Source organism: Nesterenkonia marinintestina (assembly GCF_025420485.1).
In the GTDB taxonomy this organism is placed as follows: Bacteria; Actinomycetota; Actinomycetes; order Actinomycetales; family Micrococcaceae; genus Nesterenkonia; species Nesterenkonia marinintestina.
This window is the reverse complement of the sequence record NZ_JAOEFD010000013.1, coordinates 23011-46050: the sequence shown is the minus strand read 5'-3', so window position 1 is coordinate 46050 and position 23040 is coordinate 23011. Positions and strand designations below refer to the sequence as shown.

The 23040-nt window shown below is 71.7% G+C and carries 21 protein-coding genes; 16 read left to right on the top strand and 5 right to left on the bottom strand.

Annotation, left to right across the window (positions count from 1 at the left end; genetic code table 11):
* The first annotated feature begins 111 nt into the window (after positions 1–111).
* The 4 genes from N7E59_RS10125 to N7E59_RS10110 are packed head-to-tail and all read left to right on the top strand — an operon-like array spanning position 112 to position 3306.
* A complete protein-coding gene (locus N7E59_RS10125; protein ID WP_261624812.1) occupies positions 112–957 on the top strand; it encodes an ABC transporter ATP-binding protein in 846 nt (281 codons plus the stop codon).
* Positions 958–959: 2 nt separating this feature from the next.
* Positions 960–1655 carry an ABC transporter permease gene (locus N7E59_RS10120; protein WP_261624811.1) on the top strand — a complete coding sequence of 232 codons (696 nt, stop codon included), beginning with the start codon at positions 960–962 and terminating at the stop codon, positions 1653–1655.
* Positions 1598–2317 (top strand): ABC transporter permease, encoded by a 720-nt coding sequence (locus tag N7E59_RS10115; protein ID WP_315943018.1) that lies wholly within the window; start codon positions 1598–1600, stop codon positions 2315–2317. The genes N7E59_RS10120 and N7E59_RS10115 overlap by 58 nt, the downstream gene beginning before the upstream one ends.
* The gene (locus N7E59_RS10110; RefSeq protein ID WP_261624810.1) at positions 2314–3306 is read left to right on the top strand and encodes an ABC transporter substrate-binding protein; all 993 of its coding nucleotides are present in this window, start codon (positions 2314–2316) and stop codon (positions 3304–3306) included. The genes N7E59_RS10115 and N7E59_RS10110 overlap by 4 nt, the downstream gene beginning before the upstream one ends.
* Positions 3307–3532: 226 nt before the next feature.
* On the opposite strand, the gene N7E59_RS10105 is transcribed toward N7E59_RS10110, so the two are convergent.
* A complete protein-coding gene (locus N7E59_RS10105) occupies positions 3533–4990 on the bottom strand; it encodes a glutamyl-tRNA reductase (RefSeq protein ID WP_261624809.1) in 1458 nt (485 codons plus the stop codon).
* A 48-nt stretch (positions 4991–5038) separates the two neighbouring features.
* Between N7E59_RS10105 and hemE the strand changes: the two genes are divergently transcribed.
* From hemE to hemL, 8 genes are all read left to right on the top strand, one after another.
* Complete coding sequence (hemE, locus tag N7E59_RS10100) at positions 5039–6181, top strand: uroporphyrinogen decarboxylase (protein WP_261624808.1); 1143 nt, start codon at positions 5039–5041, stop codon at positions 6179–6181.
* Between the two features lie 2 nt (positions 6182–6183).
* Positions 6184–7674: a protoporphyrinogen/coproporphyrinogen oxidase gene (locus tag N7E59_RS10095; RefSeq protein WP_315943017.1), complete on the top strand. Its 1491-nt coding sequence runs from the start codon at positions 6184–6186 to the stop codon at positions 7672–7674.
* Positions 7675–7779: 105 nt separating this feature from the next.
* Positions 7780–8496 (top strand): hydrogen peroxide-dependent heme synthase, encoded by a 717-nt coding sequence (gene hemQ / locus N7E59_RS10090; protein ID WP_261624807.1) that lies wholly within the window; start codon positions 7780–7782, stop codon positions 8494–8496.
* Positions 8497–8570: 74 nt separating this feature from the next.
* The gene (locus N7E59_RS10085) at positions 8571–9749 is read left to right on the top strand and encodes a ferrochelatase (RefSeq protein WP_261624844.1); all 1179 of its coding nucleotides are present in this window, start codon (positions 8571–8573) and stop codon (positions 9747–9749) included.
* Positions 9749–10759, top strand: a complete 1011-nt coding sequence (gene hemC / locus N7E59_RS10080; protein WP_261624806.1) for a hydroxymethylbilane synthase — start codon at positions 9749–9751, stop codon at positions 10757–10759. The genes N7E59_RS10085 and hemC overlap by 1 nt, the downstream gene beginning before the upstream one ends.
* 57 nt (positions 10760–10816) lie before the next feature.
* Complete coding sequence (locus tag N7E59_RS10075; protein ID WP_261624805.1) at positions 10817–11590, top strand: uroporphyrinogen-III synthase; 774 nt, start codon at positions 10817–10819, stop codon at positions 11588–11590.
* Positions 11591–11708: 118 nt separating this feature from the next.
* Positions 11709–12689: a porphobilinogen synthase gene (hemB, locus tag N7E59_RS10070; RefSeq protein ID WP_261624804.1), complete on the top strand. Its 981-nt coding sequence runs from the start codon at positions 11709–11711 to the stop codon at positions 12687–12689.
* A gap of 44 nt (positions 12690–12733) precedes the next feature.
* On the top strand, positions 12734–14047 hold the full coding sequence (gene hemL / locus N7E59_RS10065; protein ID WP_261624803.1) for a glutamate-1-semialdehyde 2,1-aminomutase: 1314 nt from the start codon (positions 12734–12736) through the stop codon (positions 14045–14047).
* Positions 14048–14079: 32 nt separating this feature from the next.
* On the opposite strand, the gene betC is transcribed toward hemL, so the two are convergent.
* Complete coding sequence (betC, locus tag N7E59_RS10060) at positions 14080–15654, bottom strand: choline-sulfatase (RefSeq protein ID WP_261624802.1); 1575 nt, start codon at positions 15652–15654, stop codon at positions 14080–14082.
* Positions 15655–15713: 59 nt separating this feature from the next.
* Here betC and N7E59_RS10055 point away from each other — a divergent pair, with 59 nt between their 5' ends.
* From N7E59_RS10055 to N7E59_RS10045, 3 genes are all read left to right on the top strand, one after another.
* On the top strand, positions 15714–16610 hold the full coding sequence (locus N7E59_RS10055) for a formylglycine-generating enzyme family protein (RefSeq protein WP_261624801.1): 897 nt from the start codon (positions 15714–15716) through the stop codon (positions 16608–16610).
* A gap of 85 nt (positions 16611–16695) precedes the next feature.
* Positions 16696–16902, top strand: coding sequence for a hypothetical protein (locus N7E59_RS10050; RefSeq protein ID WP_261624800.1), 207 nt, complete (start codon positions 16696–16698; stop codon positions 16900–16902).
* On the top strand, positions 16899–17489 hold the full coding sequence (locus N7E59_RS10045; RefSeq protein WP_261624799.1) for a Fic/DOC family protein: 591 nt from the start codon (positions 16899–16901) through the stop codon (positions 17487–17489). The genes N7E59_RS10050 and N7E59_RS10045 overlap by 4 nt, the downstream gene beginning before the upstream one ends.
* A 13-nt stretch (positions 17490–17502) precedes the next feature.
* Here N7E59_RS10045 and N7E59_RS10040 read toward each other — a convergent pair whose 3' ends face one another.
* The 3 genes from N7E59_RS10040 to N7E59_RS10030 form a co-directional block, all read right to left on the bottom strand.
* Entirely contained in the window at positions 17503–17937 is a 435-nt protein-coding gene (locus tag N7E59_RS10040; RefSeq protein ID WP_261624798.1) for a hypothetical protein, read from the bottom strand.
* Entirely contained in the window at positions 17927–18442 is a 516-nt protein-coding gene (locus N7E59_RS10035; protein ID WP_261624797.1) for a hypothetical protein, read from the bottom strand. The genes N7E59_RS10040 and N7E59_RS10035 overlap by 11 nt, the downstream gene beginning before the upstream one ends.
* A gap of 124 nt (positions 18443–18566) precedes the next feature.
* A complete protein-coding gene (locus tag N7E59_RS10030) occupies positions 18567–19295 on the bottom strand; it encodes a 3'-5' exonuclease (RefSeq protein ID WP_261624796.1) in 729 nt (242 codons plus the stop codon).
* Between the two features lie 74 nt (positions 19296–19369).
* On the opposite strand from N7E59_RS10030, the gene N7E59_RS10025 reads away from it, so the two are divergent.
* A complete protein-coding gene (locus N7E59_RS10025; RefSeq protein ID WP_261624795.1) occupies positions 19370–23038 on the top strand; it encodes a UrvD/REP family ATP-dependent DNA helicase in 3669 nt (1222 codons plus the stop codon).
* Positions 23039–23040: the final 2 nt, after the last annotated feature.

The following is a 23040-nucleotide window of genomic DNA, read 5'->3' as shown; positions in this document are numbered from 1 at the left end:
GGGGCCGGCTTCCCATCGGCGCCCGTGACCCGTACGCTCGGTGGAACCCCGCCCGCACGAGATCGTGGGAGCACTGCGAATGCCCGCTGACCAGGAGTTTCGGACGGAACCATGATCGAATTCCGCCATGTGGCCAAGACCTACCCCGACGGGACGACCGCCGTGGAGGACTTCAGCCTCACCGTGCCCTCACACACCGCCACGGTGCTGCTCGGCTCCTCGGGCTGCGGCAAGACCACCCTGCTGCGCATGGTCAACCGGATGGTCGACCCCTCCTCCGGGCAGGTGCTCATCGACGACGAGGACCTCGCCTCCGTCCCGCCCGTGGCCCTGCGGCGCCGCATCGGCTACGTCATGCAGAACTCGGGGCTGCTTCCGCACCGCCGGGTGATCGACAACATCGCCACCGTCCCACGCCTCAACGGGGTCTCGAAGCGGGAGGCGCACAGCAGGGCCCATGAGCTCATGGAGCTCGTCGGCCTCGACGCCGCACTGGCCTCCCGGTACCCCGGCCAGCTCTCCGGGGGCCAGCAGCAGCGCGTCGGCGTCGCCCGCGGCCTGGCCTCGGATCCGAACATCCTGCTCATGGACGAACCGTTCGGTGCGGTCGACCCGCTGGTCCGGATGGAGCTGCAGCGCGAGCTGCGGCGGATCCAGACCGAGGTGGAGAAGACCATCATGTTCGTCACCCACGACATCGACGAGGCGCTGGCCCTGGGCGACCAGATCGTGGTCCTGAAGACCGGGGGAGAGGTGGCCCAGGTGGGGACGGCTCAGGAGATCGTGGAGGCCCCGGCCGACGACTTCGTGGCGCAGTTCCTCGGAGTCGACTCCGGTCGGCGCAGCCTGCAGACCGTGCCGCGTCCCGGAGGCGGGCACACCGTCGTCGACGGCGGCGGGCGACCCGTCGGCGTGCTGGAGGACCCGCCCGAGGGGTCCTCGGAGCCGCGGGGCTGAGCGTGGTGGAGATCCTCGACTGGGTCCGGTGGGGCCTGAACCACTCGGACCGTGTGCTGATGCTGACCTTCGAACACCTGCGCCTCAGCCTTCCGGCCATCCTGGCCTCGCTGCTGGTCTCGGTGCCGATCGCCGCGGCCGCCAACCGTCTGCGTCCGCTGCGTGAGGTCATCGTCTCCGGCACCGGGCTCCTCTACGCCATGCCCTCGCTGCCGCTGTTCATCGTGCTGCCGATCATCCTGGGCACCGGTGTCCGGGACATGATCAACGTGGTGGTCGCACTGACGCTGTTCGGCATCTCGCTGATGGTGCGCTCGGCGGCCGACGGACTGGCGGCGGTGCCCGAACACATCCGGCTCTCGGCCACGGCGCAGGGCTTCTCCCCGTGGCGACGCTTCATCGGAGTGGATCTGCCGCTGGCCGGTCCGGCGATGCTGGCCGGGCTGCGGGTGGTCAGTGTGAGCACCATCAGCCTGGTCTCGGTGAGCGCGGTGCTGGGCGTGCAGTCCCTCGGCTCGCTGTTCACCGACGGGTTCCAGCGCAGCATCGTGGCCTCCATCGTCATCGGGATCCTCGCCACGGCGCTCCTCGCGCTGCTCATGGACCTGCTGCTGGTGCTGCTGGGCCGTCTGCTGATGCCGTGGACGCAGACCGCCCGGACCTCGGCGGGGCCCGTCGGACGGGGGCGGGGCCGATGAACCAGCTGATCGAGGCCGTCGAGCTGCTGCTGACTCCGGAGACCTGGACCGGGGCCACCGGCATGGGGGCGCGGCTGCTGCAGCACCTGCAGTACACCGGGCTGGCCGTCGCCCTGGCCGCGCTGATCGCCCTGCCGATCGGGCTGGCCGTCGGCCACTCCGGGGTGGGCCGGGGTCCGGCGGTGATGATCACCGGTGTGGTGCGTGCCCTGCCGACCCTGGGTCTGATCACCCTGGTCGCCCTGTTCGCCGGACTCGGGCTGACCGCCCCGATGGTCGCCCTGGTGATCCTCGCCGTGCCCTCCATCCTGGCGGGCGCCTACTCCGGGGTGGGGTCGGTCGACGCCCCGGTGGTCGACGCCGCCTCCGCGCAGGGGATGAGCACCTGGCAGGTGCTGTGGAAGGTGGAGGTCCCCCTCGGTCTGCCGATCATCATCGGTGGTCTGCGGCTGGCGGTGCTGCAGGTCGTCGCGACGGCGACGTTGGCCGCCTACGTCGGCTCCGGCGGACTCGGCGCGCCCCTGTTCCTGGGTCTGCGGACCTACGACTACCCCCTGCTCCTGGCCGCCTCCCTGGTGGTCATCGTCCTGGCGATCACCTTGGAGGTCGTCTTCGCCCTGGTCCAGCGAGTGCTGCGCCGCGCCCTGAGAGGAACATCATGAGTCACATCTCCGCAGAGATCCGTCGAACCCGGCCCGTCGGGGTCCCCACCGCCGGCCTCCGACCGGCTCGCCTCCGGGGCGCGGGACGTGGGCTCGGCCTGGGTGCCGCCGCCCTGCTGCTGCTCACGGCCTGCGGCACCGACGACCCGATGGGCGGCGGCGAGGGCGGTGACGCGGACGAGGACGGCGGCACCCTGGTGGTCGGCTCGCAGCAGTACTACTCGAATACGATCATCGCCGAGGCCTACGCCCAGGTTCTGGAGGATCAGGGCTATGAGGTCGAGCGGGAGTTCGAGATCGGGCAGCGCGAGGTCTATGTCCCGGAGATGGAGGACGGCTCCATCGACGTCTTCCCCGAATACACCGGCAACTTCCTGGAGTACCTGGACTCGGAGTCGGAGGCCTCCGACTCCGAGGAGGTGGCCTCCGACCTCGAGGACGCGATGCCGGAGGGCCTGACCGCCCTGGAGCCCGCCGAGGCCACCGACCAGGACAGCTACACGGTCACCGCCGAGTTCGCCGAGGAGCACGATCTGACCGAGATAGGCGACCTGGCCGACGTCGACGAGGACCTCTCGGTCGCGGCGAACTCCGAGTTCCAGACCCGGCCCTACGGTCCGGACGGGGTCGAGGAGGTCTACGGGGTGGAGCTGACGCTCAACGCCGTGGAGGACTCGGGCGGGCCCCTCACGGTCAACGCCCTCACCGACGGGGAGGTGCAGGTGGCCGACATCTACACCGCGGATCCCGCCATCGAGGAGAACGACCTGGTGGTGCTCGAGGACCCGGAGGATCTGATCCTGCCGCAGCAGGTGGTGCCCATCGTCTCCGACGCCGTCGACGACGACGCCCGGGCCGCCCTCGACGAGCTCTCAGCGGCCCTGGACCAGGAGGCGCTGCTGGAGATGAACACCCAGTCGGTGGACGACCAGTCCGACCCGTCCGAGGTGGCGAGCGACTGGCTCGAGTCCGAGGGCCTCGTCGACTGAGGGCACGCTCCCCGCTCGGCCGCCCGGTCCTGCCCCCACCCGAGCCGCCCCACCCGAACCGCCCCACCCCACCGATGACTCTGGAGTTCGTGTCGTTCTGACGCCCGAATCGGGCTCAGAGCAGCACGAACTCCAGAGTCATCGTGAAGGGGGGTCGAGACGGGTGGCAGGGAGGGGAGACCGGAGAGGCGCGGGGAAGCGGGGAAGGGGAGCGGTGAGACCGGGCTCAGGAGGCGCGGCGGCCCAGGCCGCGGGCGACGTCGAGCCGCTCGACCCGGAACTCGCCGGTGCTGTGGTGCCGGCAGAACCCGCCGTCGGGCACCTGCTGCAGGTAGGCCGCCATCTGGGCGAGCTCCGCGGCGTCGAACTCCTCGAGGCGGCGGCGCTTGGCCGGAGCCGAGCGCTCCGGCTTCTCCCGAGGCGTGACCTCGAGTCCGAAGACGTCCTCCAGTGCCCGCACATAGTCCTGACCGCGGCCGTCGGCGGCCAGCTCCCGAGCACGCACCGTCGGAGTGTGCAGCAGCTTCCGCACCAGACGGCGCACGGCGAACTCCACCTCTTGGGAGGCCGCGGTGCAGCCGTGCTGGGCGCGGATGCGCTCCATCTCGTCGTCCAGCAGCGAGAGGGTGTGCCTGCGCAGGGCGACGATCGCGTCGTCGGCGCTGCGGGCGGCCCGTTCGGCCTGGTACTCGCCGACGGCGGCGCGCACCACTTCGCGGGCCTGCTCCAGCGAGGCCTGGGCCTCGTCGGGGGCGGCGACCTTCACCGACTCCAGGGTGATGAGCTCGACCCCGGGAAGGTCGGCGACGTCCGGGGTGAAGTCGTGGGAGAGGGCCAGGTCGATGACCGTCAGCTCGCGGGTCGGGTCCTGTCCGGGTCGGATCCCGGTGAGGGTGCTCATCTCACGGGCGCTGATCCGCCGGCTGCCGCCGGAGCATCCGATGACGACGTCGGCGCGGGCGAAGGCCTCCGAGAGGTCCTCCATCCGCAGTGCGGCGGCGCCGCCGCGCTCGGCGACGAACTGCTCGGCACGCCCGGATCCGGAGAACACGCCGATGTCGCGCACGCCGCGCTCGTGCAGCTGGACCAGGGAGGTGCCGGCGTAGGCGCCGGTGCCCACCAGCACCACCGAGGCGTCGCGGTAGAACGCGGCCGGGTCCGGGTGCATGTCTCCGGCGACGTCGAGGGCCACGGACACGATGGAGCGTCCCCGGGAGCCCAGCGCGGTGCGGGTCCCGACCTCCTTGGCCGTGCGGGTGGCGGACTCGAACAGCTTGGTCAGGGTGCCCGAGGCGGTGCCGGCGCTCTGGGCCTCCGTCAGTGAGCGGCGCACTTGGCCGGCGATCTCACGCTCGCCGACGACGGCGGAGTCGAGGCCCGCGCCGACCTCGAAGAGGTGGGTGACGGCCTCGTCCTCGGACAGTGTGCGGAAGGAGGAGGCGATGACGTCGTGGGTGAGCTCCGACTCCCGGGCCACGGCGTCGAGCAGACGGGTGCGGGCCGCGTCGATCTCGGCCGGGTCCTCGGTGGCGGTCTCCGCGTAGATCTCCAGGCGGTTGCAGGTCGCCAGCGTGACGGCAGGCAGGTCTACGGAGCCGGCCACGTCGGCCGCTCCTGAACTCATCCGGCCGAGCGTCTCGAGATCGAGGTCGGCGTGGGTTGCCACCAGTGAGAAAAGTGCCACGACGATGCCGATTCTACAACTTGTCGAGCGAGCAGGCAGAATCGTGGCATGGCATCTTCGACGGCTGAGACCACCCTGCCCGCAGATCATCCGCTGAGATCGGGGAGGACCGCCGACTCCGCGCTGCTGAACCAGTACCGCGGCTCCCGGGACTCCTCCGGAGCGCCGGCGGCGCCGAGCCGCCGACCGGTGTGGTTCATGCGGCAGGCCGGCCGTTCGCTGCCGGAGTACCGCCGCCTGCGTGAGGGCACCTCGATGCTCGACGCCTGCCTGGACCCGGAGATGGCCTCCGAGATCACCATGCAGCCGGTGCGGCGCCACGACGTCGACGCCGCCATCTTCTTCTCCGACATCGTCATCCCGCTGCGACTGGCCGGCGTCGACGTGGAGATCGTGCCCAACGTGGGCCCGGTCCTGGGGTCGCCGGTGCGCTCTCGGTCCGATGTCGAGGCGCTGCCGGAGCTCGACGACGACGCCTTCGCCCCCATCGCCGAGGCCGTGGGACGCACGGTCGAGCAGCTGGGCAGCACGCCGCTGATCGGCTTCGCCGGCGCGCCGTTCACCCTCGCCGCCTACATGGTGGAGGGACGTCCGTCGCGGGACCACCTGGGGCCGCGCACCATGATGCACGCCGAGCCGGACACCTGGCATGCGCTGGCCTCCTGGGCCGCCGACGTCTCGGGCCGGTTCATGCGGGCCCAGCTCGAGGCCGGCGCCTCGGCGGCCCAGCTCTTCGACTCCTGGGCGGGTTCGCTCGGCCGCACGGACTACGCCGACCACGTGCACCAGCATTCGGCGGCCGCGTTCGACCATGTCGCCGGACTGGGCGCTCCGCTGGTGCACTTCGGCACCGGCACGGGCGAGATCCTGGATCTGATGCGCTCGGCCGGAGCCGACGTGCTGGGCATCGACTACCGCATCGAGCTGTCGGAGGCGACCCGCCGCCTCGGACCCGAGACCCCGCTGCAGGGGAACATCGACCCGGCCCTGCTCGACGCCGACCCCTCGGTGCTGGAGGACCACGTGCGCCGGGTCGTCGAGGGCGGCTCGGGGGCCGCGGGCCACGTGCTGAACCTGGGCCACGGGGTGCCGCCGAGTGCGGACCCGGAGGTCCTCACCCGAGTGGTGGAGCTCATCCACTCGATCAGCCCTGCTGATCCGACCGCCGAAGATCCCAGCGCGGAGTCCTGACGGTGGGCCGGGGGCACGGGGGCTCCGCGGCGGATCCCGCCCGCCGGGTGCTGGTGGTCGGTGGGGGAGTCGCCGGGCTGCTGTGCGCCTACGACCTCGCCGTCGGCGGCGCCGAGGTGACCGTCGTCGAGGCCGAGGAGGCCTGCGGAGGAGCCCTCGCGTCCCGGGACCGCGGAGGGCTGCCCACCGATGCCGGTGCTGAGGCGTTCGCCGTCCAGTCCGAGGCGGTGGCGCGGCTGATCGACGAGCTGGGCCTCGCCGATCGTCTGGTGACTCCGAACCCGGCCGGCGCCTGGCTGCAGCTCCCGGAGCTGGCCGCACCGCTGCCGGCCACCGGCCTGCTGGGCATCCCCGGCGATCCCACCGCCGACGACGTCGTCGCGCTCCTCGGAGAGGCTGCGGCGGCGCGGGCCGCGGAGGACCTGGTGTCGTCGCCCGAGCAGTGGAGGGAGCGCTGGGAGGCGGTCGGTGCCGGTCAGGACCGCATCAGCCTCGCCGAACTCGTGGCGGACCGGATGGGCCCCGACGTCGTCGACCGTCTGGTGACTCCGATCGTCTCGGGCGTGCACTCGGCGGCCGCCGACGACCTCGACGTGGAGGCCGTCGCCCCCGGACTCGTCTCCCTGATGCTCCGGGAGGGCTCGCTGGCCCGGGCGGTGGCCGCCCGTCGGGCCCAGGCCCCCGCCGGTTCGGCGGTCCGCTCCCTGCGGGGAGGGATGCACGGGGTGATCGGCGCCCTGCTCGACCGACTGGCCCAGCTGGGCGTGAGCGTCCGTACCGACACATGGGTCCGAGCGCTGACGGATGTGACAGGTGACGACTCCGAGGTCGATGACATCGTGCTCGCTGTCGACGGACCTGAGGCGGCGCGACTGGCCGGGTTGTCGTGGACCGACGGGTCAGTCGGCGGGTCGCCTGACCGGCCGATGAACGACCCCGAGGAGGCCCTCGGGCCGGGGGTCGCCCTGGTGACGATGGTCCTGGAGTCGCCGGCGCTCGATTCCGCTCCCCGCGGCACGGGGATGCTCGTCTCTCCGGCCGTCGACTCGGTCGCGGCCAAGGCGATGACGCACGTGACCGCCAAATGGGCCTGGGCGGCCGAGGCCTTCGGGCCGTCGAGGCACCTGGTGCGCCTCTCCTACGGACGGGTCGGCGACTCCGCGACGGGCAGAGGAGAGCGCACCGGGGCCCGCAGCACCGACGAGGAGCTCATCGCCGCCGCATCCGAGGACGTGGCCGAGCTCTTCGGTCTCCCCGGGCTTGGTGAGACGGTCACCCACGCCGACGTGGTCCGATGGCGCCGCGCCGTCCCGCTCTCCGGGCCCGAGCACGCCGGACGCGCGGCCCGGCTGCGCAGTCGACTGGCCGCCCGCCGCGGACCCCACGGCGAACGGCTGCACGCCGTCGGCACCTGGTTCGCCGGCACCGGGCTCTCTCGGGTGGTCCCCGATGCACGGAAGACGGCGGCGCGGATGCTCGCGGGGGACGCCTGAAGTTCTACGCAATGTAGAAGCAGCCGCCGACCCGAGCCGACCGTCGGCGATAGGCTGGACACCGCGGTCTAAGACGGGCCGCCGACGACGAACGCGGAGGATCCGATGAGCTACGGCAGCACCGCCACGCGCACCGCCGACGAGGTCAACGAGTCGGGGCTGGACTACTACACCCTCTACACGGTCTTCGCCCGCTCGGGAGAGGGCGTCGGGGCGTGGGACCGGGCGGACTTCGACGAGTTCGAGGAGCTCGTCGAGGAGCTCGAGTCCCAGGGCGTGAGCCTGCGCGGGACCTACGACGTCTCCGGGATGCGCGCCGACGCCGACGTGATGACGTGGCTGACCGGCCACGCCGCCGAGGACCTCCAGGCGGGGCTCCGTCGGCTCCGCCGCACCGGTCTGCTGGCCGGGACCACCATCGTCTTCTCGGCCATGGGCGTCCACCGCACCGCCGAGTTCAACACCCGCCACGTGCCGGCGTTCGCCCTCGGCACGGACCCGGAGGAGTGGCTGGTGGTCTACCCGTTCAACCGCTCCTACGACTGGTACCTGATGGACCCGGCCAAGCGCGGCGCGATGCTGCGCCACCACGGACAGCTCGGCCAGGAGTACCCCACCGTGCTGGCCAACACCACCAGCGCCTTCGCCCTGAACGACTGGGAGTGGATGCTCGCACTGGAGGCCCCGGAGCTGACCGACCTGGTGGACATGATGCGCCGCCTCCGGGAGTCCGAGGCCCGCTACCACGTCCGTGACGAGACCCCCTTCTACACCGGCCGGCGGCTGAAGTCCGCGGCCGAGATCGCCGAGGTGCTGCAGTGACCGTCCAGAGCCCGACCGACCCGATCCCCGGTGCTCAGGCCGAGCCCGGCCCCGACTACGACGCCTACGGCGTGATGGCCCCGAAGCACTACGATGCGGTGCTGCTGGCCTCCTTCGGCGGACCCGAGGGGCAGGACGACGTCCTTCCGTTCCTGCGCAACGTCACCCGCGGACGCGGGATCCCCGACGAACGCCTCGAAGAGGTCGCCACCCACTACCGCGCCCACGGCGGGGTGAGCCCCATCAACGAGCAGAACCGTCAGCTGAAGGCCGCCCTGGAGGCGGAGCTGTCCGCCCGCGGGATCGACCTGCCGGTCTACTGGGGCAACCGCAACTGGAGCCCCTACATCCCGGAGACCCTGAGGGAGATCCGTCGGGACGGGCATCGCCGCGTGCTCGCGGTGACCACCTCCGCCTACTCCAGCTACTCCTCCTGCCGGCAGTACCGCGAGGACTTCGGCGTCGCCCTGCGGGAGACCGGGCTGGAGGACGAGCTGGCCGTGGACAAGCTGCGCCAGTACTTCGACCACCCCGGCTTCGTCCGCTCCTTCCTGCCCAGCCTGAGCGAGGCCCTGCGGGAGATGGTCGCCGCCGTCGGTGCCGAGAAGACCCACGTGTTCTTCGCCACCCACTCCATCCCCGACGCCGACGCCGCCGCGGCCGGGCCTCGTCCTCTGGCCGAGGCGCTGCGGGAGCAGACCGGTGCGGAGCCGGGGGAGCAGAACGGCTCCGACGTCTACTCCGCCCAGCACCTGGCCGTCGCCGAGCTGCTCATGGCCATGGTCGAGGAGGGCTCCGACGTCGGCTGGTCGCTGGTCTACCAGTCGCGCTCCGGACCGCCCTCGGTGCCGTGGCTCGAGCCCGACATCTCCGACGCCATGGAGCAGAAGGTCACCGACGACGGGGTCGAGGCCGCCGTCGTGGTGCCGCTTGGCTTCGTCTCCGACCACATGGAGGTCATCTGGGACCTCGACACCGAGGCCGCCGAGACCGCAGAGGAGCTGGGCATCCGCTTCGTGCGGACGGACACCCCGGGCACCCACCGCGACTTCGTGGCCGGCCTGGTGGACATGGTCTCCGAGCGGCTGGCCCAGCTCGATGAGCGGCCCGAGCGGGCCGGGATGACGGACCTGGGCCCCTGGTTCGACGTCTGCCGGCCCAACTGCTGCGCCAAGGTCATGCGCGACGGGACCGTCAAGCCGACGACCTCGGCGGTGGACGCCGAGGTGACCCCGCCGGAGTCGCTGCGCTGATGGAGAGCTTCCTCGTCGGCACCCGCGGCAGCCGGCTCGCCCTGACCCAGACCACCGGCGCGGCCGAGGCGCTCGCGGCCTACTCCGGGGCGGACTTCGAGCTGATCACTATCAGGTCCGAGGGCGACGTGCTCACCGGGCCGCTGTCGCAGCTGGGCGGCACCGGGGTCTTCGCCGCCGCGCTGCGCAGCGCCCTGTTCGACGGACGCTGCGACGTCGCCGTGCACTCCCTGAAGGACCTGCCCGCCAAGGACCTCGAGGGACTCTCCGTCGCCGCGGTCCCGGTCCGGGCCGAGGTCCGCGACGCGCTCTGCTCCGCGGGCGACCTGCCCCTGGACCGGCTGCCGCAGGGCGCTAAGGTCGGGACAGGCTCCCCCCGACGGAGGGCACAGCTGCTGGCCGCCCGCCCCGACCTCGAGGTCATAGACATCCGCGGGAACGTCGGCACCCGGTTGGCCCGCGTCCGTGGGCGGGAGGACGCCGCGGAGACCTCGACGCAGGCTCCGGACGCCGCCCGCGGCGACCTCGACGCCGTCGTGCTCGCCGGCGCAGGCCTGCAGCGGCTGGGGCTGGACGCACAGATCTCCGAACTCGTCGACCCCGAGGTCATGCTCCCCGCGCCCGGTCAGGGGGCCTTGGCCGTGGAGGTCCGCGCCGCCGAGGCCGGACCGGAGGCCCCGCTCGGTCCGGCGCTGGAACGGTGCGACGACTTCGCCGCACGCGTGGAGACCACCGCCGAGCGGGCGATGCTCGCACGCCTGAACGCAGGCTGTTCGGCTCCCATCGGCGGACTGGCGAGGCTCGACGAGGTCGCGGGAGTGCTGCGGCTGCACAGCCAGGTCTGTGCGCCCGACGGGTCCCGCACACAGGCCGCCGAGGCGAGTGTGGAGATGACACCGGAGGCCCCGCGGGCCGCGGCCGTCGCCCTGGCCGCCCAGCTGGGGGCCACGGTGGCCGAGCAGCTGCTGGCGGAGGACTTCGGGCTGCTCGCCCACGTCGTCGACACCTGAGACCGTCGTCGACACCTGAGACCGCCGTCGACACCAGACACGCAGGAGGAGGGCACTGTGGGACGGATCGTGGTCACCCGTGACGGCGCGGCGGCCGGACGCCTGGAGGTCCAGCTCCTCGACGCCGGGCACCAGGTCGCCCACATGCCGCTGACCGAACAGCGTGTGCTCGAGGACGACGCCGAGCTGCGCCGCGGGCTCGTCGCCCTGCGGGAGGGCCGCTACGAGGTGCTGCTGCTCACCTCCGCCAACACGGTGCGCGCCCTGTGCCGGGCCGGGTGGGACGGTGCCGCGGATCCGACGACGCGGGTCGTCGTCACCGGAGCGGGTACGGCGCTGGCGCTGGAGGACCTCACCGGCCTCACCGAGACCTGGAGTCCGAAGGCCGAGGCCTCGGCCGCCGGGATCCTGCGGGAGCTGCCGCCACCGCGGACGAGCGCCCGGGCGCTGCTGCCGCAGTCGCTCCAGGCCCGCAGCGATCTCGCCTCCGGCCTCACCGATCAGGGGTGGAGCGTAGACCACGTCCCCGCCTATCGGACGGTGGCGCGCTGCGGACCGGAGGCCGCGCGGCTGAGCCCGGACCGGCGGCTGATCCCCGACGACGGCGCCGCGCTGCGGCCCGAGGACCTGCGAGCCGAGGACGTCGTGCTCATCACCAGTTCGACCGCCGCCGAGGTGTGGGCCGGGATCGGCGACGCCCGGCTGCGGCCGCACCGGGTGCTGGCCATCGGCGCACCCACTGCGGCGACCCTGGAGGCTCTGGGTGAGGCCGCCGACGCGGTGCTGCCGAACCCGACGGCCCACGGGGTGCGTGAGGCGCTCGCCGGCTGAGCGGCCTGAGCATCGCGCAGCACCGGCCACTAGACTGGAAGGCGGCGTCCGCGCCTGCCGCGCCCCAGGTGCAGCCGGCGCACCACCCCGTCAGACCGCCCCTGTAAGGAGCCCCACAGTGACGTTCCCCGCCCGCCGCCCGCGCCGTCTGCGCAGGACCCCGGCGATGCGCCGGCTGGTCGCCGAGACCCGGCTCCATCCGGCAGACTTCATCCTCCCGGCCTTCGTGCGCGAGGGGATCACGGAGCCGCAGCCGATCAGCTCCATGCCCGGGGTCGTCCAGCACACCGAGGAGTCGATCCTCGACGCCGCCGAGCAGGCCCGTGACCTCGGTCTGGGGGGCCTGATGCTCTTCGGCATCCCGGCCTCACGTGACTCGTCGGGCTCGGCCGGGCTCGACCCGGAGGGCATCCTGAACCGGACGATCACTGCGGTGAAGCACCGCGTGGGCGAGGATCTGCCGGTGATGAGCGACCTCTGCCTGGACGAGTTCACCGACCACGGTCACTGCGGCGTCCTGGACGAGCTGGGCGAGGTGGACAACGATGCGACGCTGGAGCTCTACGCACAGATGGGCGTGGTCCAGGCCGAGGCCGGCGCCGACGTCGTCGCCCCGTCGGGCATGATGGACGGCCAGGTGGCGGTCATCCGTCAGGCCCTCGACGAGGCCGGACACTACGACGTCCCGATCCTCGCCTATGCGGCGAAGTACGCCTCGGCGTTCTACGGCCCCTTCCGCGAGGCCGTGGACTCCCAGCTGCAGGGCGACCGGCGCCAGTACCAGATGGACGCCCCGAACCGGACCGAGGCGCTGCGCGAGGTCGGGGCCGACCTGGCCGAAGGTGCTGACATGGTCATGGTCAAGCCCGGCCTGGCGTATCTCGACATCGTCTCCGACGTCGCCGAGGTCAGCGACGTGCCGGTCTCGGCGTATCACGTCTCCGGGGAGTACGCGATGATCGAGGCCGCGGCCGCGAACGGGTGGATCGACCGCCGGTCCGTGGTGCTCGAGGCTATGACGTCGCTGCGCCGCGCCGGAGCCCAGAATGTGCTGACCTACCACGCGGCCGAGATCGCCGGCTGGCTGCGCGAAGACTGACGACCCAGCCCCAGACCCAGACCGAGGTGAGGAGAGCCCCCACGATGCCTACGAATCAGCAGCTGTTCGACGCCGCCCGCGACCTGATGCCCGGCGGGGTGAACTCCCCGGTGCGGGCCTTCGGGTCGGTCGGCGGCACTCCGGCCTTCATGGTCGACGCGGAGGGCCCCAACCTGACCGATGCCGAGGGGAGGCGCTATGTGGACCTCGTCGGCTCCTGGGGCCCTGCCCTGCTGGGTCACCGCCACCCGGAGGTCACGGCCGCAGTGCACCGAGCGGTGGACCACGGCCTCGGCTTCGGAGCATCCCACCCGGACGAGACCCGGCTGGCCCAGCTGGTGCGTGAGCGGGTTCCCGGTGCGGAGATGATCCGCATGGTCTCCACCGGCACCGAGGCGACCATGACCGCCGTCCGCCTGGCCCGCGGCGCCACCGGACGCAGCCTAGTGGTCAAGTTCGCCGGCTGCTACCACGGACATTCCGACGGACTGCTGGCCGCCGCCGGGTCCGGGGTGGCCACGATGGGCCTGCCCGGCTCCGCGGGGGTCACCGAGGCCCAGGCCTCCGAGACCATCGTCCTGGAGTACAACGACGCCGCCGCACTGGAGCAGGTCTTCGCCGAGCACGGCGACTCGATCGCCGCGGTCATCACCGAGGCGACCCCGGCGAACATGGGCGTGGTGCCGCCGGCCGACGGGTTCAACGGTCTGATCCGTGAGCTGACCCGGCGTCACGGGGCCCTGATGATCTTCGACGAGGTGATGACCGGGTTCCGCATCACCGAGGCCGGGTACTGGGGCGCCTCCGGCCGGGAGGAGGGGTGGACGCCGGACCTGTTCACCTTCGGCAAGGTCATCGGCGGAGGTCTGCCCACCGCTGCGCTGGCCGGACGACGGGAGATCATGGAGCACCTGGCGCCCACCGGGCCCGTCTACCATGCAGGCACGCTCTCCGGGAATCCGGTCGCGATGGCGGCCGGCACCGCGACCCTGGAGCACGCCACCGCGGAGGTCTACTCCCACATCGATGCTCAGGCCGAGGTCGTCGCCTCCGCGCTCGGGTCCGCACTCGACGAGGCCGGTGTGGACCACAGCATCCAGAAGGTCGGGTCGCTGTTCTCCGTCGCCTTCGGGACCTCCCGCGCCGGGGTGCACAGCTATGCGGACGCGCAGGCCCAGGAGTCCTTCCGCTACGGGCCGTTCTTCCACGCCATGCTCGACGCCGGAGTGTTCCTCCCGCCGAGCGTCTTCGAGGCCTGGTTCCTCTCCGCCGCCCACGACGACGCCGCTGTGCGGCAGATCCTCGACGCCCTGCCCGGCGCGGCGCGCGCCGCGGCGGACGCCCAGCCCGCCGGCTGACCCGAAGCCCGCCGGACTCCGCTCGGAGCCGCTCAGCGCTCGGGGTCCGGGATCGTCCCGTGCTCGAGGGCCGACCAGAAGTCGCCCCGGACGTAGCGCGAGGCGGGTTCCGGCACCAGATCCCACGGTCGGGTCCTGCCCGTGGCCAGTGCCCGGCTGACCAACCGTCGGCGGTGCTGGGAGCTGCGGACGTCGGCCTCGAGCGAGTCGAGGTCGTAGCGGGTCTCCAGCTCCTTGCGCAGCTGGGCCGCCAGGGCGCTGTGCTCCGGGTCGGCGGCCAGGTTGGTGAGCTCGTGCGGGTCGGCGTCGAGGTCGAAGAGCTGGTCCGGATCGCCGGGGCACAGGACGAACTTGTGTGAGCCGCGGACCAGGGTCAGCTGGGGGTGGTGTACGCCTTCGGCGAGGTACTCGACCACCACGTCGCGGTCCTGAGGGCCCAGCGTGCCCGCCCGCTCCTGCTCGGCCAGAGTGAGCAGCGAGGTGCCCGGCGCCTCGGGGTCTTCGGCCCCGGCCAGGCCCAGCACGGTGGGCAGCAGGTCCAGCAGCGAGACGGGGGCACGGAACCGGCCGCGGGGCACCAGGTGTTCAGGTCCGGAGACGATCAGCGGCACCCGGACGGACTGCTCGTAGGGGGACATCTTGTACCAGAGCCCCTTCTCTCCCCGCATGTCGCCGTGGTCCGAGGTCACGATGACGACGGTGTCGTCCTCGAGGTCCAGCTCCCGCAGCCGGGCCCTGATCCGGGCGACGTGGTCGTCGATGTAGCTCACCGCCGCGTAGTAGGCGCGTCGGGCCCGCAGCGTCTGCTCGTGGTCCGGCTGTCGGACGTCGAACCCGCTCATCGCCCGCAGCCGGTGGGTGTGGGGATCGGTCGCGGCGTCGGGGGTTTGGGGGTGGGCGGGGGAGTCCACGTCGACGCCGTCGTACCGGTCCCACTGCTCCCGCGGCGGTTCGTAGGGGTCGTGGGGGTGTATGAACGAGGTGACCATCAGGAACGGCTGCGGCTGTTCGCCGCGGCCTTCGGCGGACCGATTCGCGCGGACCCGATCATTGAGGTGTCGCAGGGTGTGGAATCCGACCTCCTCGTCGAAGTCCAGCTGCACCGTGGCCTTCGAGACCCCGGCGGTGAAGACGCTGTCGGCGTCGTGGTACCACTGCAGCTTCGTCCGCGCGTCCAGATCCCAGTCCGGGACCATGTCCATGTCCGCAGGGTAGACGTCGGTGGTCAGCCGCTCCTCGAACCCGTGGTGCTGGTCGGGGCCGATGAAGTGCATCCGGCCGACCAGCGCGGTGTGGTACCCGGCCGCACGCAGATGGTGGGCGAAGGTCGGCGTCGAGGAGGGGAAGTCGTCGCCGTTGTCGTAGCAGCCGATCTCCGAGGGCAGGCGCCCGGTCATCATCGAGGCCCGGGACGGTGCGCACAGCGGAGTGCTGCAGTAGGCGCGGTCGAACACCGCACCCTCCTCGGCGAGCGCGTCGATGTGGGGAGAGTCGACGACGTCGTTGCCGTAGGCGCCCAGCGCGTCGGGGGCCAGCTGGTCGGCCTGCACGATGACGATGTTCGGGCGGCGGGACGCTCCGCCGTTCTGCTGCGCCGGGCTGCTCACCGGGTCTCCTCCTGGTCCGAGTACGGTGGTCGAAGACCAGGCTAACCGGAGGAGATGACATGACCGCACCCAGGGGACGAACCTGCTGCGCGCCGTCCTCCGGACTCCACGGTCATGCCGCGCACGGCACGACGACGGCGCCGCGTCGGCTGCTGGACGAGCTGGGGGCCGCGGCCTCCGGCGAGCTGACCCTGGTCGGTCTGCCGGGCGGCCGGTTCCTGATGGGCTCCGAGGATCCCTGGGCCTACCCCGAGGACGGTGAGGGGCCCGTGCGCCGGACGGACGTCGCCCCCTTCGCGACGGCGGCGACTACGGTCACGGTGGCCGACTTCGCAGTCTTCGTGGCCGAGACCGGTCACCGCACCGACGCTGAGGTCCACGGCGACTCTCTGGTCTTCTCCGGGCTGCTGGGTCCCGCGGCGCGCCGTGGCGAGCCCGAGGTGCGGGATGCCCCCTGGTGGCGAGCGGTCCGAGGAGCCTGCTGGTACGCCCCGGAGGGCCCGGGCAGCACGGTCCGCGGCCGGGAGGCGCATCCGGTCACCCATGTCTCGCACCGGGACGCCTCGGCCTATGCCCTCTGGGTCGGTGCCCGACTTCCCGGCGAGGCGGAGTGGGAGTACGCCTGCCGGGGCGGACTCTCCCAGCAGCCGTTCCCCTGGGGCGGCGTCCGCGAGCCCGAGGGCCGACGGCTGATGAACACGTTCGTCGGAGAGTTCCCGGACGCGCCCGACGGCGAGGTTGGCACGGTGGCCGTCCGCTCGTTCCCGCCGAACCGATTCGGCCTGTACGAGACGACCGGCAACGTCTGGGAGTGGACCTCCGAGGCGGTGCTGAGGGGCGGGTCCTATATGTGTCACGACTCGTACTGTCGGCGCTACAGGACCTCCGCGCGGACGACTCCGGAGCCGAACACCTCGCTCGGACACACCGGCTTCCGCCTGGCCGCCGACGTCTGATCCTGATCTGCCGGGGATGCTCCCGACCCTCGACGCCGGTGAGGACGACGCTAAGATCGACGCAGGGGGGGGAAGGAGCGTCGTCATGGCCGAATCCGAGGTCTCGGGGGCTGAGGCGGCGGTATCGCCGATGGATCCGAAGCGTGCCGCGGCCATGGTCGAGCGTGTGCAGCTGATGGCCGGTCACTACCCGTCGACGCAGGCCCTGGTTCGGGCTGAGCGGGTGCTGAGCGGGGACCTCGAGGAGGCGCAGGCGCGCTCCCAGGTGCTGGAGAGGTATCCGAACCGATGACCGCCCCGGAGAGGTACACGTACCCGGATTCCTGGGGAGTGCTGCGCAACCGCCGCGGCATCCGGGGCGCCCAGCGTCTGGATGAGGCCATGAACGAATTCGTGAGCCTCGCGATCGCGGGCCTGGTGCGGGAGGGGCCGCCCGAGGTGCCTGACTTCGCCTATCTGTGCAGCATCCATCGGCGCATGCTCGGGGAGCTCTTCGACTTCGCGGGTGAGCTCCGAACGGTGGGCGCCAAGGCCACGGGAACCGCGGTCACCTACTGCCCGCCCGATCAGATCCGTGACCGGCTGGAGCGGCTGTTCGCCGAATTGGCGGAGGAGGACCACCTGAGGGGTCTCGGGTCGGAGGACTTCGCCGAGGCGTTGGCCCTGCGGTGGGGAGACCTCTCCGACATCCACCCGTTCCACGACGGGAACACCCGGTCCCAGAGCGTGTTCGTCACGATGCTCGCCTGGCGCGCCGGATACCAGCTGCGCTGGGAGGACGTCGACGTCGACTCTCTGCGACGCTGCCGTCTGCGGGCGATCACCGGTGACTGCACCTCCCTGCGCGTGTTCCTCGCTTCACACCTCGAGCCGCTGTGACCTATAGGCGTCGTCATTCGGACGCAGAGGTCTCCGCAGTGCGGGACGGACTGTCGGTCTCCAGGAGGGCACGGTGGAGGAGGGACACGAGCCCGGCGGCCACGAGCGCGCAGATGAGCGCGAACAGCGGCAGGTGGTCGAGGTATCCGACCAGGGGCCAGAGGACCAACGGGGGAAGTCCCCCGGCGACGGCTCCGTACGCGGCGGCGCGGCCGGCCGACAGCCGGTCACGCGACGCACGGTAGAAGCTGACCACAGCAGGTATGCAGACCACGGCGACTGCGAGGCTGGCCCATCCGGCGATTTCGTGATCGCGCGCGGTGCTGACTCCGAAGAAGACGGCCGTGAGGAACACCGTGGCAACCATCGCCCTGCCCCGGGAGGGCACAGGTGCCGGCTCACGCACGTGGGGAGGCGGGAAGGCGTTCGTCGGGGACTCAGTCGGCATAGCCGCGCTCGTGCTTCATGAGCAGCGTCGAGAGGACTCCGTGGACGGGTGCCACACCTATGACCACCACGGAGAGGGCGCCGATGACCTGGAGGAGGAAGCTGTCCACGGATTCGGCGTAGCCCGGCAGTACGCCGCCGAGGGCCACACCTCCGGCCAATGCGGTCGCACCGAGGCCCATCTGAAGGGGAACGCCTGCACGGATCGGCAGCCCGAACGCTCTGCAGTAGTAGCGGGCACAGACCCAGGTGAGACCTGCGGCGGGCACTACGGCTGCTAGGGTCCACCCGAACGCCCAGTCCAACGGGGCCAGTGCGTTCGAGGGCTGTGCGACCGTCACCAGCGCGGTCATCGAGGCGACGAGGGCCAGACCGGCCAGGTGATGGTGAGGACTTCCCAGCGCGGGGCGTCCCTCCTCTTCGATGCCGACGGCATCTCCGAGTGCGAAGAAGGCCCGTTCCCGGCCTGCGGTCCGTTCTGACGTCTCGAGGGTCTTCGAACCCATTCTCATCACCTCATCTGTTGTGTACCCAATCCACTCAGTCCAACAGGTGAGACGCTGAGCGTTCAAGCATGTGATGAGATCGTGATCACCATCGGGCCGGTGCGAATCGTGACGAGGCGGTGCCTCAGAGGGGCCAGCTCGGATCGACGACGGCGTCGGGACGTGTCCGACGGAAGTACTCCTGCAGGGATGCCGCCTGCTCCGCCTTCCACCCGATCTGGAGATCATGGAGCTCCTCGGCGGACATCCGCAGCTGCGGGAACCGCCGCGCCAGGGCGTCGCCGATCTCCAGGGCGGCCTGTGCGTCCGGTGCGGCGGAGTGGGCGTCGTCGAGGACGATCCCGTAGTGCTCTGCCATGTGGCCCAGTGTTCGTTTGCCCCGGCGGTACCGGTCCACCTGCTTGTCGATGACCAGGGGGTCGATGATCGGTCGGGGCGAGGGCAGATCCGCTCCGTACCGAGCGGCCTCCGCGGAGAGGACGGAGAGGTCGTAGGGCGCATTGAAGATCACCACGGCTGTGCCGGCATCGAGCTCCTCGATGATCCGGTGCAGGATCTGCGGCACCGCCTCGTCGGCCGGGGATCCGTTCTGCCGCGCGTACTCGGTGGTGATGCCGTGGACGGCGCTCGCCTCCTCGGGGATCTCCACCCCCGGATCCACCAGCCATTCTGCGATGCGCGGTGCGCCGTCGGCGGGGCCGGCCTCTGCGGGGTCCCGGACCACCACGGCGGCGCTCACGATCCGCGCGGTGCGCGGGTCACGGCCGGTGGTCTCGAGGTCGAAGCCGATGCGGCGCGACGAGTGCCAGGAGTCGGGAGCGGGCTCCAGATCGAACAGCGCGGGATTCTCCATGGATTCACCGTAGCGCGTCCCTCTGACAGCGTCCGCGGAGGAACCGTGTCACAGGGGTCTGGTTGGATGGTTCCATGGCACAGCGCGCAGAGGTGTTCACCCCTGATCAGGCCCAGCAGCAGGTGTTCGAGCGGGTCGCATCCGGCGACCACGGTCCCCTGCTGGTCCTCGGCGGACCCGGCACAGGGAAGACGACGACGGCGGCGCACCTGGCGCTGCGGTTCCTGCAGAGCGGCCATGACTCCCACGAGCTCCTGCTGCTGTCTCCGACGAGGAGCACATCGGCCCGGCTGCGCGACGCCGTCGAGTCCCGCTGGGCGCAGGACCCTCGGGACGGGACGCTGACCGATCAGCCGTCCCGTTCGTTCGCCTCCTACGCCTTCCGGATCATCGGTGAGGCCCGGCGCCGCGGCCTGCTCGACCTCGCCGATCGTGCTCCCCGTCTGCTCTCCGGCGCCGAACAGGACCGGGAGATCGCCGCCCTGCTGAGTTCCGAGGAGACCAGGATCGACTGGCGCGTCGTGGACCCGTCCACCGGGGAGGGGACACGGGAGATCGTGCGTGCGGATCTGCGGGAGGCCGCGGGGACCTCCGGCTTCCGTCAGGAGATCCGTGAGCTCTTCGACCGCGCCTCCGAATACGGGGTCGGTCCTGAGGAGCTGACGGAGTGGGGCCGGGAGGCCGCCGCCGGACGCGGCCCCGGGCACCCGGCCTGGCAGCCTGCCGGTGAGCTGTACGGCCTCTACCTCGACGTCTTGGGGCAGCAGGCTCCGAACGCGTTCGACCCGTCGGGACTCATCGCCCGCGCCTGCGACGTCCTGGAGGAGGACGCCGCCCTGCTCGAGGCCGAACGGGGGCGCCTTCGGCTGATCCTCGTCGACGACCTCCAGGAGGCCAACCCGAACGTCCACCGTCTGCTGCGCCTCATCGGTGCCGGGGGTCCCGTGGTGGCCTTCGCCAACCCGGATGCGGCGGTGCAGGGTTTCCGCGGAGCTCGTCCGGATCTGCTGGCCAACTGGGCCGCCGACGGCGGAGACCAGAGTCTGCCCGACGGCACGCGCCTCCGTGGTCGACGCGGTTCGATGCGCCCGACGGACGTCTCCGCCGGCCGGGATCCGGAGGTCCTCAGCCTGGTGCAGGACCACAGGATGTCCGACGAGGTCGGCGCTGTCTACGGGCGTGTGGTCCGGCGCATCGGCGCCGTCGGAGATTCGCAGCTGTATCGGAGCCGATGGGAGCTGCTGGCCGTGGACCGGTCGCAGGAGCTCGAGGAACTTGTCGCCGCCCAGCGCACCCGCCGGGAGGAGGACCACGCCCACGGGTCACGTGCGAAGCCCGGGCCGCACCGGAACTTCCCGGCCGGGACGGACACGTCGGCGCGGGGGTCTTCGGTCAGCATCGTGGGGTCTGAGGATCACGGCGAGCAGATGATCCTGCAGGAGGTTCTGGAGCGGCATCACCGGGGAGGTCCCGACGGCGCCGGGGTGCCACTGGGGGAGATCGCCGTGATCACCCGCAGCGGGACCGACGTCCACCGCCTGATGCGTCTGTTCGCCGCCCACGGTCTGGCGGTGGAGCGATCCATGAGTGAGGTCGTCCTGCGCCGGGAGACCGCAGTCGCGCCTCTGCTGCGGATCATGCGAGCGGTGACAGGCACCGAGGCGGAGGACCGTCTGGACGTGCCCACGGTGCAGCGGCTCCTCGCCGGTCCGTACGGGGGCGTCGACGCGATCACGCTGCGCCGCATCCGGCGGGTCCTGCTGGCGCTGGAGCGGGAGCGGATCGCCGAGGCCGGGGAGGACGTCGGGGGAGCGCGAGGCTCTGATGCGCTGCTGCTGGCCGCCGTCGAAGACCCGGAGGACCCCGTGTCCGTCCGGGCCGCCGAGTCGGAGCACCGGGCTCTGACGGGGCTGCGGCGCATCGCGCGGATGGTCGCGGCCGCGCGAGGATCCGCGGAGACTCCCGGCGCCGGGCCGGGCGATGTGCTGTGGGCCCTGTGGACGGCCGGAGGTCGTCAGCGCCGTTGGGTGGAGGAGTCTGAGGGCGGCGGTGAACAGGCACGGCGCGCGAACCGGGACCTGGACGCCGTCGTCGCGCTGTTCGAGGCGGCCGAGCGCTACACCGACCAGCTGCCGGGTCAACGCATCGGTCACTTCGTCACCTATATCGAGGAGATGGAGCTGCCGATGGACACCCTGGCTGAGACCTCCACCGTCGGCGACGCCGTCAGCGTGCTCACCCCGGCCACGGCCGCCGGCCGCGAGTTCGACACGGTGATCCTCACCGGAATGCAGGACGGGGTCTGGCCCGACCTGAGGCCCCGCGGCGAGCTGCTGGCCTCCTCCCGGCTGGCGGACCTCGCCGCGGGAGACGCGGACCGGGGCGGCAGATCAGCTCGGGCGAAGCGGATGCAGGTGCTGCAGGACGAGTACCGGCTCTTCGCCGCCGCAGTCTCGCGGGCACGACGACGGCTGGTCGGCATCGGCGTCACCAGCACCGATCAGACTCCGAGTCTGCTGATCGATCTGATCGTGCCGCCCGTGGAGCGTCCGTCCCCCGAGCTGGCACGTCCGCGCCCCATGACGGCCCCGACCCTCGCCGCCGAGCTGCGTCGGACCCTGGAGTCCCACGCCTCAGGCGACTCCCGGATCCCCGACGACGTCGCCGAGGACGCGGCTCGTGCGCTGGCCGTGCTGGGGAACGCCTACGCAGAGACCACGGGGGAGAGCATCACCGGCGCGGCACCCTCGGACTGGTGGGGACTGGTGGATCCGAAGCAGTTCGAGGAGCTCATCACCGAGGACGAGCTCGATGAGGGCGCACAGATCCGGGTCTCCCCGTCGTCGGCGGGCACGGCGCAGGACCAGCCGCTGAGCTGGTTCGTCGGCGCCGTCGGCGGCGAACCGGAGACGGACCGCCGCCGGGAGCTGGGGATGCTGATCCACTCCATCGCCGAGGACCATCCGGAGCCGGACGAGGGTGCGACGGAGGGCCAGACCGGGGACAGGCTCACAGCAGTGCTGGCCGACCGGTGGCCCGAACTGGGCATGGCCCCGGACTCCTTCGAGAGTCGGCAGGAGTTCGTCCGCGCGGAGGCCATGGTCAGACGTCTCGCGTGGTACCTGCATGCCGCCCACGACCAGGGGCGTACCCACGTCGCTTCGGAGGCGCACTTCACGGTGTCCGCGCGACTGCCCGTCCGCGGCACGCCGCGGGAGGTGACGGTCTCGGGGAAGATCGATCGCCTGGAGCGCGAGGACGACGGCCGGTACTACATCATCGACCACAAGACCGGTAAGGAGGGTCCGCGCCGCTGCCCGGCGCATCCCCAGGGCAGCACCTCCACCTCGCCCGAGGAATGCGGCATCTGCGGCCACGCGCAGCTGGGCCTCTATCAGCGGCTCGTGGCGACTCCGGGGGAGCAGAAGGTCGTCGTCCGGGGGGAGGACGAGGTGGAGCTCTCCGGCGAGACCGCCGGCGCCGGCCTGCTGTACCTGGGGAGCGTGGCGAAGAATCTCGAGGGCATCGAGTACCGCCAGCAGGCCGTCGGTGATGTCGAGCCCGGAGAGGACTGGCCCGCCGAGGCGCAGGCGTGGCCGGACCTGCTGCTCATCGAGGCGGCCGCGACAGTCACCGGTCGCCGATTCATGGTCCACCACGTGCCCGGTCAGAGCTGCCGCGCCGGCGTGCTCTGCCCGATCTGTCCCGGCGCAGGCACAGTCACACAGCCGAACGCGGAATGAGG